The 17,114-nt window shown below is 46.5% G+C and carries 17 protein-coding genes and 1 other RNA gene; 12 read left to right on the top strand and 6 right to left on the bottom strand.

The genetic code is table 11. From position 1 onward, the window contains the following. Nucleotides 1-135 precede the first annotated feature (135 nt). From GT575_RS02225 to GT575_RS02205, 5 genes are all read left to right on the top strand, one after another. On the top strand, nucleotides 136-1,329 hold the full coding sequence (locus GT575_RS02225) for a hypothetical protein (RefSeq protein WP_161171405.1): 1,194 nt from the start codon (nucleotides 136-138) through the stop codon (nucleotides 1,327-1,329). A 28-nt stretch (nucleotides 1,330-1,357) separates the two neighbouring features. After that, on the top strand, nucleotides 1,358-1,852 hold the full coding sequence (locus GT575_RS02220) for a hypothetical protein (RefSeq protein ID WP_022217336.1): 495 nt from the start codon (nucleotides 1,358-1,360) through the stop codon (nucleotides 1,850-1,852). Nucleotides 1,853-1,939: 87 nt separating this feature from the next. After that, entirely contained in the window at nucleotides 1,940-2,992 is a 1,053-nt protein-coding gene (locus GT575_RS02215; protein WP_022217335.1) for a D-alanine--D-alanine ligase family protein, read from the top strand. Between the two features lie 31 nt (nucleotides 2,993-3,023). Continuing rightward, entirely contained in the window at nucleotides 3,024-3,446 is a 423-nt protein-coding gene (locus GT575_RS02210; protein WP_055145825.1) for a DUF1934 domain-containing protein, read from the top strand. 10 nt (nucleotides 3,447-3,456) lie between these two features. Next, a complete protein-coding gene (locus GT575_RS02205; RefSeq protein ID WP_015534489.1) occupies nucleotides 3,457-4,074 on the top strand; it encodes a histone methylation protein DOT1 in 618 nt (205 codons plus the stop codon). Here GT575_RS02205 and GT575_RS02200 read toward each other — a convergent pair. The 4 genes from GT575_RS02200 to malQ form a co-directional block, all read right to left on the bottom strand. After that, nucleotides 4,057-4,839: a CPBP family intramembrane glutamic endopeptidase gene (locus GT575_RS02200; RefSeq protein ID WP_055280408.1), complete on the bottom strand. Its 783-nt coding sequence runs from the start codon at nucleotides 4,837-4,839 to the stop codon at nucleotides 4,057-4,059. The genes GT575_RS02205 and GT575_RS02200 overlap by 18 nt on opposite strands. Before the next feature lie 23 nt (nucleotides 4,840-4,862). Continuing rightward, entirely contained in the window at nucleotides 4,863-5,426 is a 564-nt protein-coding gene (locus GT575_RS02195) for a hypothetical protein (RefSeq protein ID WP_015534491.1), read from the bottom strand. A 70-nt stretch (nucleotides 5,427-5,496) separates the two neighbouring features. After that, nucleotides 5,497-6,237: a lysophospholipid acyltransferase family protein gene (locus GT575_RS02190; protein ID WP_117874368.1), complete on the bottom strand. Its 741-nt coding sequence runs from the start codon at nucleotides 6,235-6,237 to the stop codon at nucleotides 5,497-5,499. Between the two features lie 60 nt (nucleotides 6,238-6,297). Beyond that, a complete protein-coding gene (malQ, locus tag GT575_RS02185; RefSeq protein ID WP_015534492.1) occupies nucleotides 6,298-7,866 on the bottom strand; it encodes a 4-alpha-glucanotransferase in 1,569 nt (522 codons plus the stop codon). Nucleotides 7,867-8,480: 614 nt separating this feature from the next. Between malQ and pncB the strand changes: the two genes are divergently transcribed. Then, the gene (pncB, locus tag GT575_RS02180; RefSeq protein ID WP_015534493.1) at nucleotides 8,481-9,722 is read left to right on the top strand and encodes a nicotinate phosphoribosyltransferase; all 1,242 of its coding nucleotides are present in this window, start codon (nucleotides 8,481-8,483) and stop codon (nucleotides 9,720-9,722) included. A gap of 135 nt (nucleotides 9,723-9,857) precedes the next feature. Then, a complete protein-coding gene (locus GT575_RS02175) occupies nucleotides 9,858-10,736 on the top strand; it encodes a DegV family protein (RefSeq protein ID WP_161171404.1) in 879 nt (292 codons plus the stop codon). A 233-nt stretch (nucleotides 10,737-10,969) separates the two neighbouring features. Here the strand turns inward: GT575_RS02175 and GT575_RS02170 are convergent, their stop codons facing one another. Further along, nucleotides 10,970-11,584 (bottom strand): Maf family protein, encoded by a 615-nt coding sequence (locus GT575_RS02170; RefSeq protein ID WP_161171403.1) that lies wholly within the window; start codon nucleotides 11,582-11,584, stop codon nucleotides 10,970-10,972. A 72-nt stretch (nucleotides 11,585-11,656) separates the two neighbouring features. Then, the gene (locus tag GT575_RS02165; RefSeq protein WP_118017007.1) at nucleotides 11,657-12,844 is read right to left on the bottom strand and encodes a pyridoxal phosphate-dependent aminotransferase; all 1,188 of its coding nucleotides are present in this window, start codon (nucleotides 12,842-12,844) and stop codon (nucleotides 11,657-11,659) included. Nucleotides 12,845-13,275: 431 nt separating this feature from the next. On the opposite strand from GT575_RS02165, the gene GT575_RS02160 reads away from it, so the two are divergent. From GT575_RS02160 to ffs, 5 genes are all read left to right on the top strand, one after another. Further along, the gene (locus tag GT575_RS02160; protein ID WP_161171402.1) at nucleotides 13,276-14,046 is read left to right on the top strand and encodes a TatD family hydrolase; all 771 of its coding nucleotides are present in this window, start codon (nucleotides 13,276-13,278) and stop codon (nucleotides 14,044-14,046) included. 151 nt (nucleotides 14,047-14,197) lie between these two features. Then, the gene (gene rsmA / locus GT575_RS02155) at nucleotides 14,198-15,061 is read left to right on the top strand and encodes a 16S rRNA (adenine(1518)-N(6)/adenine(1519)-N(6))-dimethyltransferase RsmA (protein WP_015534498.1); all 864 of its coding nucleotides are present in this window, start codon (nucleotides 14,198-14,200) and stop codon (nucleotides 15,059-15,061) included. 88 nt (nucleotides 15,062-15,149) lie between these two features. Beyond that, nucleotides 15,150-16,148, top strand: a complete 999-nt coding sequence (locus GT575_RS02150; protein WP_161171401.1) for a DUF6128 domain-containing protein — start codon at nucleotides 15,150-15,152, stop codon at nucleotides 16,146-16,148. A gap of 19 nt (nucleotides 16,149-16,167) precedes the next feature. Beyond that, entirely contained in the window at nucleotides 16,168-16,677 is a 510-nt protein-coding gene (gene tadA / locus GT575_RS02145) for a tRNA adenosine(34) deaminase TadA (RefSeq protein WP_015534501.1), read from the top strand. Between the two features lie 76 nt (nucleotides 16,678-16,753). Next, an RNA gene (gene ffs, locus GT575_RS02140) (signal recognition particle sRNA large type) lies at nucleotides 16,754-17,017 on the top strand. The last annotated feature ends 97 nt before the right edge of the window (nucleotides 17,018-17,114 follow it).

Below are 17,114 nucleotides of genomic sequence, written 5' to 3'. Positions count from 1 at the left end.
TTGATTTATGGGGCGAGAACTGCCGTTAGGATGGGCTTGTTGCTGTTTGTCCTTGCCGAGTGTTCCAGGCAGTTGATGTTGAAAAGATACACGGTAATTGCTATCTCAATCCCCTTGTTGCTTGCATGTCTGTATATGGGTAGCCGTGGCACAAGGGGGATGGTCAGGTTTGCGGAGTCCGTGTTCTGGTTCGCTGTCGCGGCGGGGGCTGTGGTCATTCTGTCTTCTGTGAGTAACCTTGATCTGTCAGTGCTTAAGACTGTGACTGAGATAGGAGACGAGGGCGGGGCGAATCTCACCATAAGCCGTGTCATGGCTAGGGGAGGACTGCTTTTTCTTGGATTTTCGGCTATGGAGACGGTGATGCTGGTGTATATACACGTCATTCGGAGGCGAAGAGGAATGTTGTGTGCAGCCGTAGGCACAAGTACCATAGTAGGCATTATCTGTTCGATAATTGTGATATGTACACTGGGTACGGGTGCGCTCATGGCTAAGGAGAAAAATATACTATATATAGTGGGAGCCATGGAACTGCCTGGCGGAGTGAAGCTCAGGCCGCTCATGCTGGTGTGTTACCTTGTCATCGTGTTCGGTGTGATGGCACTGGTTCCAAACGTCATAGGTGGATGGGGCGCTGTGGACAGACTGGGTGTTCGGCACAGATGGCTGTGGAAGACATTGTGGGCAGTCCTTGCATTTGCCGTATGCCTGTGGGCCGGGATGCTGCCCGGACAGCAGGACCGTATAAAGATCATCTCCGGATATCTTATTCTGGTGGATGTACCACTGTCGATAATATTGCCGGCGGCATCACTTGCCGGGAAATGGCCTGTAAAAAAATCTGCCGGACTGGCGGCGGTGTTATTGACGGCGTGTATATTGAGTGGGTGTGAATACAAGCCGGTGGAGGATGTGGACTATGTGAATGCGGTCATCATAGAGCGCAGCACGGAGGAGCCTGCCGGCGGCGGGCTGAGATACAGTTTGGTCATAACAGGACTGGACGACGATGAGGATTCCCTGACCGAGGAGGGGGTGTACCAGGTGGACGCCGGTTCATTTGCCGATGCTTGCAGAAGTTATAATGAGAGTCATGCGAAGTCCCTCGATACGAGTCATGTGGAGTATATAGTAGCGGAGAATACCCAGGTAATGAACGAGGCTGCAGCCGAACTTGAGAAGGAATTTGCTACAAGCTATGTGACTGTGGTGATAGAACAGAATATACTGGAGAAATCCGGGGATAACAATACAAATGAATATCTTAAGACACACTATGAAGGCCAGTGTCTGGCGACATACGCGAGAGATGGGATAGGTGAATAGAGACTTAGATGATCAGGAGGTATTGTTTATGTGGAGAATGTTCAGGGCGGCCATACTGGGTGTCCTCATAGGAATTGTCGGCGGTGTGATATTTGGACAGGTTTCTTATGTGAAGAAATATAAGGATAAGGTGTCGAGGGAGATAATGGCGGATGCGGTCATGTACAACAATTCACTGGATGACAGTGGAAGGGTCATAAGGCTTAAGGTCGATTATGATGGCGATATGAAGTCTGAGGATGAGAGAGATGAGCTTGAGAGCTATGTGGGCAACACAGTCATGAAGCAGATCGGCATGTGGCTTGGGGACGACTACAATGAGAATCTGAGTTATATACAGATGCGCCACAATCTTGTCATGGCGATGGAGGATATAAATGACATTGCCCAGAGCGCGGCAAATGCGTGGGGCGTGGATGCCGATGCAAACTCCGGATTTTCTTATGAGTATTTTGGCGATTCCGGGGAGGACTGTCCGCCCGGAATGTATGAGACATTATGTATAGATCTGGGGGATAAGTGACGTTGAAAAGTTGATTCCCAGGTGTTATACTTTGACCTGTGGTGTGCCCCGTGTGCACCGCGGATTAAAGTATAAGGAGCACATGTCATGGCTAAGGAAAATTTGGTTGTAATATTTGGAGGAAGATCATCAGAGCATGAGGTTTCATGTATATCGGTACAGACAGTTGCCAAGGGGGTTGATCTTGAAAAGTATAATATGACATTGGTTGGCATTACCAAGGATGGAAGATGGTTAAAGGCAGATAATATAGAGAGTATAGCGGATGGAAGCTGGTATGACAGCAAGGTCACAGCAGTGATCTCACCGGACACCAGAAGAGAGCTTATAGTTTTCTCCGATGCAGGTGTGGAGCGCCAGAAGGTGGACGTCATATTCCCTGTACTTCACGGTATGTATGGCGAGGATGGAACTATACAGGGATTGTTCGAGATGGCAGATATTCCATATGTTGGATGTGGCGTTCTGGCATCGGCGGCATCCATGGATAAATTCTATACGAAGATAATCGTTGATCACATCGGTGTTTCACAGGCGAGATTTGTACCTGTGCTTGCAGAGGATTTCAGCGACATAGACAGTGCTATGGACAGAGTTGAGGCTGAGCTTGATTACCCTGTATTTGTAAAGCCTTCAAAGGCCGGATCATCAAAGGGTGTAAATAAGGCGACTGACAGAGCAAGCCTTCTGTATGCGCTGAATGAGGCCGTAAAGCACGACAACAAGATCCTCGTTGAGGAGACGATAGTTGGACGTGAGCTTGAGTGCGGAGTCCTCGGTTACAAGGACAATACCAAGGCTTCGGGAGTTGGCGAGATACTTGCCGCTGCTGAGTTCTACGATTTCGATGCAAAGTACAACAATGCTGAGTCGAGAACGGTTATCGGCGCCGACATCCCTAAGGAAGCAGAGAACGAGATAAGGGAAGACGCTGTGAAGATATTCAAAGCACTTGACGGCTTCGGACTCTCCAGAGTGGATTTCTTCCTTGAGAATGGAACAAACAGAGTTGTATTCAATGAGATCAACACACTTCCTGGATTTACAGGAATAAGCATGTATCCAATGCTGTGGAATGCTCAGGGATACGATATAAAGACTCTCGTCACAACGCTTATTGAGATGGCAAAAGAGAGATAAATTTATAAAATTACATAGATTGGAAGTTTATATGGTAAAGAATGTTACTGTGACAGTAGTTGGAGAGCAGAGGACGAGCAGGGAAGAGAACAATGTTGAACCCATAGAGCTTGTTACCAGGGGAAGCCTTCATGAGAAGGACGGGGTATTTTACCTGAAATACGATGAGTATTATGAGGATCTTGAGAAACCGGCGAGAAATCTGCTGAAGTTTGACAAATTAGGACTTGACCTGACAAAGAAGGGCGAAGTCAGTGCTGCCATGTCATTCAGACCGGGAGAGACCAGAGAGGCATTTTATTCTACTCCGGTTGGTATGATGAATATAAGCATACTCACTGAAGGCTATCAGCTCGTGGAGACGGAAAAGGGGTTTGGTTTGGTCGTGGTGTATGTGATGGATTATGGCAATGAATGTGTATCGTTTAACGTACTCAGGATAACCGTGGAGTGAGGATAGCTATATGGATGACGAGAAGGCGTTTGATGATTTTTTGTCTATAGATACGACGCTGTGTATAGGTGCGGAGCAGCCCACCGAGGAGAATAATATATATCAGGCGACTTACTACAGGGATCTTGTGACCCTGTTCAATGCCGTGTCCATGGAGCCGGAGGATACACTTGTTGATTTTGGCTGCGGACTGGGGCGTGTGTTGTTCTATGGCAACTCAAGGCATTACTGCCGCGCCACGGGTATAGAGGCAGATGCTGACATATACGAGAAGCTTCTGGAAAATGCCGCGGGTTATCAGAGCAGATTTTATGATCAGGAAGACAGGATGAACTTCTATAACATTCCGGCGCAGGAGTATGAGGTTGCAGATGAAGATAATTATTTCTATTTCTTCAATCCATTTTCCCCGGAGGTGTTCAAGAAGGTCATAGACAATATAATAGATTCCGTGCGCAGGGCACCGAGAAATATATATCTGATGCTGTACTACCCGACATTTGAATATCAGAGAGTCATGAGGGACAGCAGGTATTTTGTGTTGAAGAATATCATCAAGTTGTCAGGATACGAAGAGGATCCCGATGAAAAAGTGTATGTGTATCACATGTCAAGATACTTTGTGTGATTTGCCACTTCGGCGCAACAGCAGATATAGGGCGATGAAGCCTGCGGCTGACGTGATACCAGTTGCAAGTATACAGCCTGTATGTGGCAGTGCAAATGGCAGCATCCCGGTGAAATAAGAAGATACGTTGATCGTTATGTGAAGAAGGATCGATGGCAGCAGGGAAGACGTCCATGTGGCGAGCAGCGCGAGAAGGATTCCCATGGGAAGGGCGTAGCAGAACTGGACTAAATTGCCGTGATAAAGGGCGAACAGCAGCGCTGACAGCAGGATGGCGATGGCATCTGAATGTCTGCATGTAAATGCACGTCTGGAAGAACTCAGAGAGATCCCTCTGAACACAAGCTCCTCACAGACCGGTGCAAGCAGCATGACTGTTGTAACTCTGAAGATACCGTTGTTTAGAGAGAATGATGAACGAACCATGTCTCTGTAACTGCCGAGAAGCTCTGGACGATGGAGCTCAATGGCGTTCAGTATTCCGGTCGAAAAGAACTGCAGGCTGAGGCCTGTTATGACAATAAGTATAAAAATACAAAAACAGAACAGGAATGAGAGTGATCTCGTTCCTGTTCTGTTTTTATTGTTACGGTTATCTCCTGTGGTGAATACCCAAGGATATACATGGTGTATACATCCGCAGAGAATAATTATTATAACACATGATACCAGAGATGATGGAATAAGCCCATGGACAAAAGTTATGCATATCGGTGCGAGTAAAGCTATTCCAAGTTCGCGGAGGTTAATATGACATTTCTTCATATTGGGAATCTCCTTTCAAGCTGTTACATCTTCTGGATCTTTTTAGCTCTCTCTTTTTCTTCCTTGGCCTTAGCCTTGGCTGCGGCCTTCTGCTCCTTGCTGAGCTTTGACTCGGCTACATCCTTATCGTACATATCCTGATACTTTCTCTGCTTTGCACGAAGCTTCTCACCAAAGGTCTTCTTGCCCTTCTTCTCCTCGATCTTACCACGAACATTCTTGACGCTCATGATATAGATACCGCTGACCATAGCCTTTACCTCTCCGCGGACAGGCATCTGATCATATATACCGTCATCACAGATAAGATTCATGATCTGAGGTCCGATCTTGGCCTTTACTATAGGCATCTTGGCCTTCTGGTAACGCTTTGGTGTCTGTTCCATTACCATCTTAGGCAATCCGGCATCCTTCATAGGGAGCATCTTCTTGTCGATGACAAGCATCGTCACAGGCTGTGCCTGTTCCTTCATCATTTCCTTCTGTGCAGACTGCTTTTTCTGAAGCTTATTGCCCACTATGTATAATGCAATAAGACCTCCGATAAGTATAACTGCAACTATTATCAACCATACCCACCATGCCATGTTTAGTTCCTCCTGATTATATTTAGTTATTGGTGTTTTGTCTTGTCGTGATCAGATTATTATAGTCTGATCACTTTTTTGTTGCAAGGGGAAGATTCTTAACCCTTGCTTTCTGAATGAGTGCCGGAATGGTTTCAAGAACCTCCTTGCGCTCCTTTGGCTTCAAGCCATTTATGTCGATAGGGTCAAGAAATTCGATGACCACCTTGTGACTTCTGATAAAGTTGTGCTTGTTGGCCTCCATGATATTGTCTGTTCCGCATATGGATACAGGTACGATAGGACATCCGGCCTTCTGTGCGATCTTGTATGCTCCGTCCTTGAAAGGAAGAAGTTCTTCGCCGTCATTTCTGTGTCCTTCAGGAAATACCATCATGGAATGTCCGGATTTTACGATATCAGCCGACTGCATGATAGTCTCCAGTCCCTTCTTCAGGTCGGACCTGTCAAGGAATGTACATCCTATGTCCTTCATATACCATGGAAGGATAGGAACCTTCAGGATTCCGTCCTTGGACATAAATCCCAGAGGCCTGTCCAGTGCGTTGTGACAGCACAGTATATCGAAGAAGCTTCTGTGGTTGCCGACAAACAGAATAGGCTGATCTTTGGGCACCCGTTCCAGACCTATGACAGTGCACTTGGCACCGCATATGAACATGACTATTCCAAAGAAGCCTTTGACCAGCTTCTGGGCATGGCGGTACGCCTTTTCCTGATCCTTCTTAGCCAGAAGGTACAGATACAGGTGATACGGAGTACACAGGATGATGCCCAGAAAGGCAAATAAATATGCAAATATTGTTCTCAATATTATAATTCTCCTTATGCTATTTTAAATGTTCCAGCATTGATTTGACTCGTCGTATGATTACTTCTCCTCAGAATCCTTCTTCTCCGGTATTGGAGTATATCTTCCATAGAGCTTTGATGTCTCAAGAAGCCTGTCTGACAACTGCTTGCCCAGGTCTGAGGCTTTGAATCTCCATGCCCAGTTGCCCTCTCCAACGCCTGGCGTGTTCATACGTGCCCATGAGTCGAGCTTTAGCACGTCCTGCATAGGAACGATGGCCATGTTGGCAACAGAAGAGAAGCATGCTCTTATCATAACCCAGCAGATATCACTTGCATCAGTGCTGTAGTATCTTCTGAGCTTATCCTTTGAAGCCTCATAAGCCTGCGTATACCATCCAAGGGTGGTGTCGTTGTCGTGTGTTCCTGTATAGCATACACAATTAGGTGTATAGTTATGTGGAAGGAAGTCGTTCTCGTTTGGATTTTCAAATGCAAACTGAAGGATCTTCATTCCAGGAAGTCCGAATTTGTCTCTGAGTTCTATGACTGAATCATCTATCTCGCCGAGATCCTCGGCGATGATAGGAAGATGGTAGCCGAGATTAGCTTCGAGCTGTGTGAAGAAGTTCAGCCCTGGAGCTGGCTTCCACTCGCCGTTGATGGCGGTCTCCTCACCGTAAGGCACTGCCCAGTAACGGTCAAATCCTCTGAAGTGATCTATCCTGAGGAAATCTGTTACTGTGAGCTGATATTTGATTCTCTCTATCCACCATGCATAGCCTGTCTCGGTATGCTTTTTCCAGTTGTACAGAGGGTTGCCCCAGAGCTGACCGGTAGCTGAGAAATAATCTGGTGGAACACCTGCAACCTCGATAGGGTATCCCTTTGAATCCAGCAGAAACAGTTCCTGATTGGACCATACGTCTGCGCTGTCCCATGCGAGGAATATAGGTGTGTCACCTACTATACTGATTCCGAGATCATTTGCATATGTCTTGAGGGCCTGCCACTGCTCTGTAAAAAGGAACTGGAGGAAGTTGTAGTAGCCGATGCCGTCTGCAAGCTTCTTCTTCCATGCGGTCTTCTGCCTTGCGGTCGGCTTCTTCAGTGAATCATCCCACATGTACCAAGGCATTCCCTCGTGCGCATCCTTGCCTGCCATGAACAGAGAGTAGTCAGCAAGCCATGATGTATTCTTGACAAATGCATCGAACTTTGCCATGAGATCCTCGTCTCCTGACATATCATCTGCATAGTCAGCGTCGATAAATCTCTCGTACGCTTTCTTCAGAAGGCCAGTCTTGAATTCTATAAGTGTTCCATAGTCGATCTTCTCAGGATCCCAGTCAGGCATAGCTGAGAAGTCCTCGTCCAGAAGTAACTTCTTCTTTCTGAGGTAGTCGATATCGATGATAAGTGGTTGTCCTGCAAATGCTGAAAATGGCTGATAAGGTGAATCGCCAAAGCCCGTGTGACCGAGTGGAAGCACCTGCCACAGATTTAATCCTGAAGCTGCAAGAAAGTCGATAAACTGATAAGCGCCCGGACCCAGATCTCCGATTCCATAAGGACTTGGGAATGATGTCGGGTGAGCCAGAATACCAGCGTACTTCTTAGGCTTTTTTCCGTTGTTCTGCTCTAACATAATCTATCCTCTTTTCATAATGTATACACAGAGCCATGCCACCTCACAGTCTCTTCGAGCCTGTTCAAAGTGTACGACTCTGCCGTGTTCAGAGCCATGCCACCTCACAGTCTCTTACGAGCCTGTTCGGCTGGTGTACGACTATGCCGTGTTCAGAGCCATGCCACCTCACAGTCTCTTCGAGCCTGTTCGAAGTGTACGACTCCGCTGTGTTCAGAGCCATGCCACCTCACAGTCTCTTACGAGCCTGTTCGGCTGGTGTACGACTCTGCCGTGTTCAGAGCCATGCCACCTCACAGTCTCTTACGAGCCTGTTCGAAGTGTACGACTCTGCTGTGTTCAGAGCCATGCCACCTCACAGTCTCTTCGAGCCTGTTCGGTGCGGCGTATCCGCCGTATAGCACAATATAAGAAATGCCTTGTTCATGCAAGCATGACAAGCCACTTCTTATATTGTGCTGCATGGCTCTGAACGGTAACATTATACAATACTATGTGTGATAGTTGCAAGGTAATAGTGCTTGACAGCGGGCTGTGTGCTAACTTATTATAAGTGGAAGTATTTGAACTTGCGTATACTTCCGTATTTCCGTGATATATGGCGGTTAAGCCGTATGTGTGGAGCGGATAAAAAGAGAAAGAAGAGTATAAAAATGGAAAGAATAATCACAAGCCTGCTTGAAACGGATATGTACAAGTTTAGTATGGGACAGGCGATTTACCATCAGTTCAGTGACTATAAGACAACATGGTCATTCAAGTGCAGGAATACTGACGTGTTCTTCACAAAGGAGATGGTTGATGAGATCAAGAGACAGATACAGCTCTACTGTGATCTGAGATTTACAGAGGAGGAGCTTGAGTATCTGCACAATATCAAGTGGATAAAGGGTTCTTATGTTGATTTCCTGAGACTCTGGAAGGCAAGATATGAGGACTTTGAGATATCAGATGACGCTGAGTGTGGACTGAAGATAGAGGCGAGAGGCACTTGGCTCAATACTTCCATGTATGAGATACCTACTCTGGCTATAGTGAATGAGGTCTACTTCAGAATGAACGATGACTATGATAAGCTGCTTGCATCATTCAGGGAGAAGCTTGATGAGAAGGTCCGAAAAGTCGAGACCGGAGAGTATAACCTTGGAGCTTTCAGTGAGTTTGGACTCAGAAGAAGACTTTCGGCTGAAGCTCAGGAGCTTGCAGTCAAGGAACTCAGCAAGCGCAAGTATCCGGGTTCAACATTTGTCGGAACAAGTAATGTATATCTGGCAAGGAAGTATAATCTGGTTCCGGTTGGAACTATGGCGCATGAGTGGATCATGTGTGTTGGACAGGGTAATCATAAGCACAATCCTGCATATTCCAACTGGTATGCATTGGATGCATGGGTTAAGGAGTATGGAGTGCTGAACGGAACAGCTCTCACTGATGCCATCACAACAGATTGCTTCCTAAAGGATTTCCAGCTCACATATGCGACACTTTTCAGTGGGGTGAGACACGACAGTGGCGATCCTTATGAGTGGGGCGACAAGATGGTTCATCATTATGAGAAGCTTGGACTTGATCCAAAGACCAAGACACTTCTGTTCAGCGACAGCCTTGATTTCGAGAAAGCAGACAAACTCAACAGCTATTTCAAGGACAAGATCAAGGTTGCATTTGGAATAGGAACATATATATCCAACGATACGTGCGATGAACCGCTCAACATAGTTATGAAGACTACAGCATGTAACGGCATGGATGTTGCCAAGATATCTGATGATAAGGGCAAGGGTATGTGCAAGAATCCAGATTATGTTCATTATCTCAACAGATGTATCAAGTGGCGTATGGAGAATGATAAGTAACTTTTCGTAAGGAGGTGGCGCACTGGGTGCGCCGTCACTAAGCTGGGCTTAGTGACATCTTATGAAGCACGCAGACGCCGCGCGCAGCGCATTTCATGCGTCTGCTCATTAGCAAAAAATGGAGTTTTGTGAATTATGGGAAAAATTATTATAATGACAGATTCTGCCAGTGACATTTCAGAGAATGAGGAGAAGGAGCTTGGAATCAAGATTCTTCCTTTCCCGGTCGTAATAGGTGGCAAGTCTTATCTGAGCAGAGTCGATTTTGACAATGAGGGCTTCTACAAGCTCATGGCAGAGAATGATGATCTTCCAAAGACATCACAGATCACAGCGTACCAGTTCGGCGAGGTGTATAAGGAGCTGGTGGAGCAGGGTTACACGGATATTATATATGTAAGCATCAACAAGGATGGTTCTGCCTCATATGCAAATGCGCAGATGGCCGCAGATCAGTTCGAGGAGGAATATCCTGAGTGTGCCGGAAAGTGCAATATATATGTATTTGACGGAATAGGCTACAGTGGACAGTATGGCTATCCGGTGGTTGTGGCAGCTAGAATGGTTCAGGAGGGCAGGGATGCCAAGGATATCGTGTGGTATCTGAAGGAAGAGCTTCCAAAGAGAAGGATATACTTCGGAATATATGGCCTCAAGTATGCAGCCAAGTCAGGAAGAATTCCAAGTGCGGCAGCTCTGGTTGGTGACGCACTCGGCGTGAAGCCTATCATGAAGATCTGGGCAAATGAGATCGTGACAGCTATCAAGTGCCGCGGTGAGAAGAAACTCATGGCAAAGATGGTGGATGTCACAGTAGAAGAGATGGAGCCAGGTTCAGAGTACCAGGTAGTATACGGAAATGATGAGACCGTCAGAGACGAACTGACAGCTCGTATGACGGAGAAGGTTGGATATGGCCCATCAGACTATTTCCAGATCGGGGCAGCAGTTGCATCCAATGCAGGACCAAAGGTTGTTGGAACTATCTTCAATGTGAAGAAAGAGCTTATGTAAGGATTCGTGTAGGAATTATTTCTTATGGCACGATGGCGGATAAAAGTCTTTGTGCTGTTTATCGTGGAATTTAATAATATGTGCATAAAATTATCCCTTTTCAAGGAAATTTAGTTGAAAAGATACAAAATCTCAGATTTTGTGCCTTTTTCAAGATCTTTTCCTCAAAAAGGGATAATTTAGTGTCGTAAAATAAATATAATTGCCATTTAGAGAAAATATTTCCAAACCATTCAAGAAATCAAATCATCAAGCTCGTGATACACCCTTGCGAGTGGCAGCCCGACAACATTGTTGTAGTCGCCATCAATTCCCTTGACGAACAGACCGCCCTTGCCCTGAATTCCATAGCTTCCGGCTTTGTCAAACGGCTCATTTGTGGCGAGGTACTGGATTATCTCGTCGTGGGATACAGGATAGAAGGTGACATCCGTCTTCTCATAGAATGAGCTGGATGACTTGGCTCTTCCGTTCACATATATCAGACACACGCCGGTGTACACCTGATGCGTCTGGTCGGACAGACTGTTCAAGGTGTTGTATGCATCGTCGTAGTCGTAAGGCTTACCAAGAATCCTTCCGTTCAGCGATACAACAGTGTCTGCGCCGAGGACAACGAAGCGTTCAGGAAGCTTTTTAACCCGTCTTACAACATCCTGGGCGATGATCCTGTTGCACACTTCATCTGCCTTCTTCTTAGCCAGAAGCATTACATATTCAGATGGAGCCATCGGTTCAAGATCTTCATCAGAAAGACTTGGACACACATCGAAGTCGTATCCCGCCTGGGCCAGAAGTTCCTTTCTTCTAGGCGATCCCGAGGCGAGAATTATCTTTATGTTAGTCATATGCTATATCTCTATACTTTCCTAAAATAATTTTGTACAAACAAGATCTGTTATTGTCGTACACACAGATCATTATTTACACATCTTAATAGCCTTCTCAAACAGTGGCAGAGAGCGCTCAACCATATCTGTTGTAGTACAGTAAGCCAGTCTCATATGTCCCGGACACATAAAGCTGTCGCCAGGAACAAGGATCAGATCAAGCTCATGGGCAGTCATGTTACAGAACTCATTTGCATCTGCGATAGGAGTCTTAGGGAACATATAGAAAGTTCCGCCTGGCTCAACACACTCATATCCCATAGCTGTGAGCTCCTTGTACAGGATGTTCTTGTTCTTCTCATAGATTGACAGATCAGATGTCTCGTCAAGCACCTTTGCAACTCCGAGCTGTATCAGAGATGAAGGACAGTTGTGTCCTGTGAAACGTGATACCTGTCCGCACATATTGATGATGAGTTCAGCGTCCTTGCACTTAGGATTTACAGCCACGTATCCGATACGCTCTCCAGGCAGTGACAGAGACTTGCTGAATGAGTAGCAGCAGATGGTGTTGTCGTAGAACTTTGAGATGAATGGCGAATCAGTTCCCTCAAATACGATCTCTCTGTAAGGCTCGTCTGATATAAGGTAAATGTCATGTCCGTACTCCTCCTGTTTCTCTGAGAGGATCTGGGCAAGATGTGTTATAGTCTCTGTTGAGTAGACGATTCCGGATGGGTTGTTTGGCGAGTTGATGAGGATTGCCTGAACATTTGGGTTCATCATCTCGAGAAATGCGTCAAAGTTGATCTGGAATGAAGTAATGTCCGCGGGAACGACCTTGAGAACAGCACCGGTTCCGTCAACGTATGGAACATACTCAGGGAAGTAAGGCGCAAATGTGATGACCTCGTCGCCCGGCTCTGTGACACATCTGATGGCGTGGGCCAGGGCTCCGGCAGCACCTGATGTCATGAAAATGTCCTCAGGAACATACTCCATGCCGAAACGGCGGTTCAGAGAATCTGCGACAGCCTTTCTTACAGAGTAAATAGTAAGTGTAGGGCTGTAGCCGTGAAGTGCCAGTGAATCCTCATTCTGGATAAGATCGATAAGTCCTTTGTTGAAGTCGTCTGTGGTAGGCACAGATGGGTTGCCTATAGTATAGTTGAACACATTCTCAGCACCGATCTCAGCGGCACGCTTTGAAGCATACTGTGCAAATTCCCTGATGATGGAAGTGTTGTTTAACATTGATGAATATTTCTTTGAAATCATGAAAGTCCTCCTGTTATGTAAAATGTTATGATAAATATACATATAAAATCAATGCAATATGACACATGTAATGTGGACACATATTATACGTTGATGTAATCTATGTGTACATATATACATCACAATAAATATACAGTTTTGGACACAAAAAAACAAGAGGTAACAGAACGGGGAAGATCTGCTGCCTCTTGCAAAAAAATGAGGGGAGAGAGGATTCAAATAAATGAAAAACTCTTTACGATTGTTAGTATATTCAGGATTTGTGAAAAAAATGTGTTTAAAGATTAATCTATTTATAAAGATTAATAACTAATCATAAACAAATAATTAAACGTTCACAAAGTGCGGGTATTTCTGTATAATACAGCGTGACGGATACGATATTGCGGTACTATAAACAATGCATTAGTACCATAAGAGAGGTTTGAGATATGATATTTGAGACACATGGTCATTATGACGATACTCAGTTTGATGAGGACAGAGAACAGTTAATTGCAGAATTCCTTGAGAAGGATATAGACAAGGTCATGAACGTCGGAGCGGATATGCAGTCGTCGAGGAATTCGGTGGAGCTTGCCGGAAAGTATCCGCATTTCTATGCAGCGGTTGGCGTGCATCCAAGTGAGGTCGGTGAGCTGACGGAGACGGATATACAGGAGCTTAAGAGCATGGTGCTGGATAATCCAAAGGTGAGAGCCATAGGTGAGATAGGCCTTGATTATCATTTTGATGATGATCCCCCGAGGGATGTGCAGAAGAAATGGTTCGTCAGACAGCTTGAGCTTGCACAGGAGCTTGCCATGCCGATCATCATACACAGCAGGGACGCCGCGTCAGACACCATGGAGATATTGAAAAGAATGGATGGCGGCAGAAATGGCGGTGTGATACACTGTTATTCATACAGCGTAGAACAGGCAAGAGAATATATTAAGATGGGATTTAACATAGGGGTTGGCGGAGTAGTCACCTTCAAGAACAGCCGGAAGCTTCAGGAGGTCGTGGAGGACATCCCTCTGGAAAAGATAGTTCTCGAAACAGACTCCCCATACATGGCTCCGGTTCCATTCCGGGGAACAAGGAACTCTGCCCTCAACATACCTTATATAGCTGAGAAGATAGCCGAGATCAAGGGCGTTCCGGTTCAGAAAGTGTATGACCAGACATACGCGAATGCCCTGAAAATGTACAAGATGTAATAAAAACGTAGATTACAGGCAATGGAGGTTTCGTAATGTGAATTGAGACCAGGACTTTGTGGTATTCCCCAGGCAGGCATACCACAAAGTCCTGGTCGTGACACAAATCTTGATGAAACCGCCATTGTCTGGACGCAGGAAAGGATAAAGCATGGAGAAGTTAAGCAATCCACAGGTCACGATAGAGACGATAAAGAAATACGAATTTGCATTTCAGAAGAAGTTCGGTCAGAATTTTCTCATAGATGCCCATGTCATAAATAAGATAATCAGCGCAGCGGACATCACGAAGGACGACTGCGTGCTGGAGATAGGTCCGGGAATAGGAACCATGACCCAGTATCTTGCGGAGAGTGCCGGACAGGTTGTGGCGGTGGAGATAGACAAGAATCTTCTCCCTATTCTGGACGAGACCCTTGCGGAGTACGACAATGTGACCATCATCAACGATGACATACTGAAGGTGGATATCAACAAGATCGTGGAGGAGAGAAATGGCGGCAGGCCTATCAAGGTGGTTGCGAATCTTCCATACTATATAACCACACCGATCATCATGGGACTTTTCGAGAAGCATGTGCCGCTTCTCTCGGTGACGGTCATGGTGCAGAAGGAGGTCGCGGACCGCATGCAGGTGGGCCCGGGAACCAAGGATTACGGAGCACTGTCCCTGGCAGTTCAGTATTATGCCGAGCCGTATATAGTGGCAAATGTTCCGCCAAACTGCTTTATACCGAGACCGGGTGTGGGCTCAGCGGTCATCAGACTGAACAGATACCAGGAGCCGCCGGTCAAGGTGAAGGACGAGCAGCTCATGTTCAGGCTGATAAGAGCATCATTTAACCAGAGAAGAAAGACTCTTCAGAACGGCATAGCCAACAGCGGAGAACTGTCATTTACCAAGGAGCAGATCGCAAAGGCGCTGGAATCCCTTGGAATATCAGCAAATATCCGTGGAGAAAGTTTGAGCCTGGCGGAATTTGCAGCTTTGAGCGACATTCTCACGGACAAATAATGTCATAGGTGGTGAGACAGAATCATAGATAATTGATAAAGCCCCCGGAAAAGGACGCAGAATTCCGGAAGGGAGAGGAGGATTATCTATGGTGTACTGGAACCGATTTATATCGTATATTTACAGGTATCACGACGGACACAAATGTGAAAATTCAGGATTTGCCAAGGTGGCAAAGGTGGGGAGAACGGGAAGACTCACGGTTGGACTGAGAAACGGAATGAACAGCAGAGAGGAATTCTATGGCGTGTTCATTTACAGGGAGACGCTGGCCGACGAAGGCGCAGTGGGCGGTGAACAGACAAATGAACCCGTGATGATCCCTCTGCCGGTGCTCGTCGGTAAGATGAGACTCAGAAATGGACACGGTGAGGAGTGCTTCTCATTCTGTTGGGATGATGTCATGGAGAGTGGACGGCCTGTGACTGCATTTGCCGGTATCGTCATAAGGCGTATACAGCCGGATGGAAATATGGGGCAGGAGTATTACGACAGCGATATATTCTGTTCGTCCTGGACGGACAGTGTGATAGATTATTCCAGAATGTGGGATGCGAAACGTGCGGGCCGCGATGCTGAGGAACTGAGCGAGGCGGTGAGAGAGGCCTCCATAACAGATACGGTCACGGCAGAGTTGGAGCTTGAGAGCTGTGCTGCACCGGCGGAGCCTGTATGTTCTGATGAGGTCGAGACCTCCGAGACCGGAACGGCGATAGACAAAATGTTTGAGAATTATGAACGTCTGCCACTTCTTCCGGGAAGCTCCCTGGATGACGGGCTGGACAGCGTCATAGAGAGCGTGAAGATATCCCCGAATGACATAGGTCTGCTGGACATGTGCAACTGGAAGCTCGGGGTGAACAGCTTCCTGACACACGGGTATTACAGCTACAAATACCTGATGTTTGGCAAAGTCATATTTTCCCTAGATGATGACCGCGTCAGTTACATACTTGGAGTTCCGGGGGTGTATTCCTCGAGGGAGAAATACCTTGCCGGGATATTTGGATTTGACAGATTCGTGCCGGAGAAGGAGACACATATCAAGACCGGCAGCTTCGGCTACTGGATAGTGGATATAAGATAGGAAGAAGAGGATAAAGAGAATGGAAGATACCAATATAGATGAGCTGACGCCGGAGGAGCGGCGTATCCATGAGAAGTATATGGATAAAGCCATAGCCCAGGCAAAGAGGGCTTATGCAAATGGCGATGTTCCGATAGGCTGTGTCATAGTCCACGATGACAGGATAATCGCAAGGGGCTTCAACAAGAGAAATCTGAAAAAGACCACACTTGCACATGCGGAGATACTGGCCATAGAACAGGCGTCAAAGAAGCTCGGCGACTGGCGGCTGGAGGAGTGCACAATGTATGTGACCCTTGAACCGTGCCAGATGTGTGCCGGGGCCATAGTGCAGGCCCGTATCCCAAATGTGGTGATAGGATGTATGAATCCCAAGGCCGGATGTGCGGGCTCCATAATAAACCTGCTGGACATGAAACAGTTCAATCATCAGGTTGAGGTTATACGTGGTGTGCGGCAGGATGAATGCAGTGAGATGATGAAGAGCTTTTTTCGCGACCTGAGACAGGGAAAAGCGAAGAATGCTTGACGGCGGGCGGCATGTCAGATATAATGTAGCCTGCGGTGCATCTTGTGCACAGCCAATTAAATATGTTTTAAAGTTTCCATGCAACCGGGGAGGTAGCGGCGCCCTGTACCTGCAATCCGCTATAGCAGGGGTGATGGTCTTCCGGAGGGGTGGCCGCTGTAGGGCTGCCCTCAGTAAGTGATGTTGATGTCTGGGTCTCGCGCAACAGGAATCTTCGAACCGTGTCAGGTCGGAGACGAAGCAGCACTAAGGGGAATCTCCTGTGTGCCGTGAGGGTGCCTGGGCTGAGTTAACTGCTGAGGTAACGTCTATGGTGACGCTTCGAAGGAAGATCGCATGGATTTTTTTATTTTTAACATTATTTATTAAAAATTTAAAAAAATATAGCAAAATCCCACAAAAGATGTTATCATCAAGTATGATACTTTTGCAGTGTT

This window comes from Coprococcus sp. BIOML-A2 (assembly GCF_009875795.1).
Classification (GTDB): domain Bacteria; phylum Bacillota; class Clostridia; order Lachnospirales; family Lachnospiraceae; genus Coprococcus; species Coprococcus aceti.
The sequence above is the reverse complement of the archived record's forward strand: the minus strand, read 5'-3'. Positions and strand labels throughout refer to the sequence as shown.

Excerpts from the sequence above, each read along its gene's own strand:
- GT575_RS02225 (WP_161171405.1), top strand. The coding sequence starts at position 136 with ATGGGTAGCCGTGGCACAAGGGGGATGGTCAGGTTTGCGGAGTCCGTG.
- GT575_RS02220 (WP_022217336.1), top strand. The coding sequence starts at position 1,358 with ATGTGGAGAATGTTCAGGGCGGCCATACTGGGTGTCCTCATAGGAATT.
- GT575_RS02215 (WP_022217335.1), top strand. The coding sequence starts at position 1,940 with ATGGCTAAGGAAAATTTGGTTGTAATATTTGGAGGAAGATCATCAGAG.
- GT575_RS02210 (WP_055145825.1), top strand. The coding sequence starts at position 3,024 with ATGGTAAAGAATGTTACTGTGACAGTAGTTGGAGAGCAGAGGACGAGC.
- GT575_RS02205 (WP_015534489.1), top strand. The coding sequence starts at position 3,457 with ATGGATGACGAGAAGGCGTTTGATGATTTTTTGTCTATAGATACGACG.
- GT575_RS02200 (WP_055280408.1), bottom strand. The coding sequence starts at position 4,839 with ATGAAGAAATGTCATATTAACCTCCGCGAACTTGGAATAGCTTTACTC.
- GT575_RS02195 (WP_015534491.1), bottom strand. The coding sequence starts at position 5,426 with ATGGCATGGTGGGTATGGTTGATAATAGTTGCAGTTATACTTATCGGA.
- malQ (WP_015534492.1), bottom strand. The coding sequence starts at position 7,866 with ATGTTAGAGCAGAACAACGGAAAAAAGCCTAAGAAGTACGCTGGTATT.
- pncB (WP_015534493.1), top strand. The coding sequence starts at position 8,481 with ATGTGTGGAGCGGATAAAAAGAGAAAGAAGAGTATAAAAATGGAAAGA.
- GT575_RS02175 (WP_161171404.1), top strand. The coding sequence starts at position 9,858 with ATGGGAAAAATTATTATAATGACAGATTCTGCCAGTGACATTTCAGAG.
- GT575_RS02170 (WP_161171403.1), bottom strand. The coding sequence starts at position 11,584 with ATGACTAACATAAAGATAATTCTCGCCTCGGGATCGCCTAGAAGAAAG.
- GT575_RS02165 (WP_118017007.1), bottom strand. The coding sequence starts at position 12,844 with ATGATTTCAAAGAAATATTCATCAATGTTAAACAACACTTCCATCATC.
- GT575_RS02160 (WP_161171402.1), top strand. The coding sequence starts at position 13,276 with ATGATATTTGAGACACATGGTCATTATGACGATACTCAGTTTGATGAG.
- rsmA (WP_015534498.1), top strand. The coding sequence starts at position 14,198 with ATGGAGAAGTTAAGCAATCCACAGGTCACGATAGAGACGATAAAGAAA.
- GT575_RS02150 (WP_161171401.1), top strand. The coding sequence starts at position 15,150 with ATGGTGTACTGGAACCGATTTATATCGTATATTTACAGGTATCACGAC.
- tadA (WP_015534501.1), top strand. The coding sequence starts at position 16,168 with ATGGAAGATACCAATATAGATGAGCTGACGCCGGAGGAGCGGCGTATC.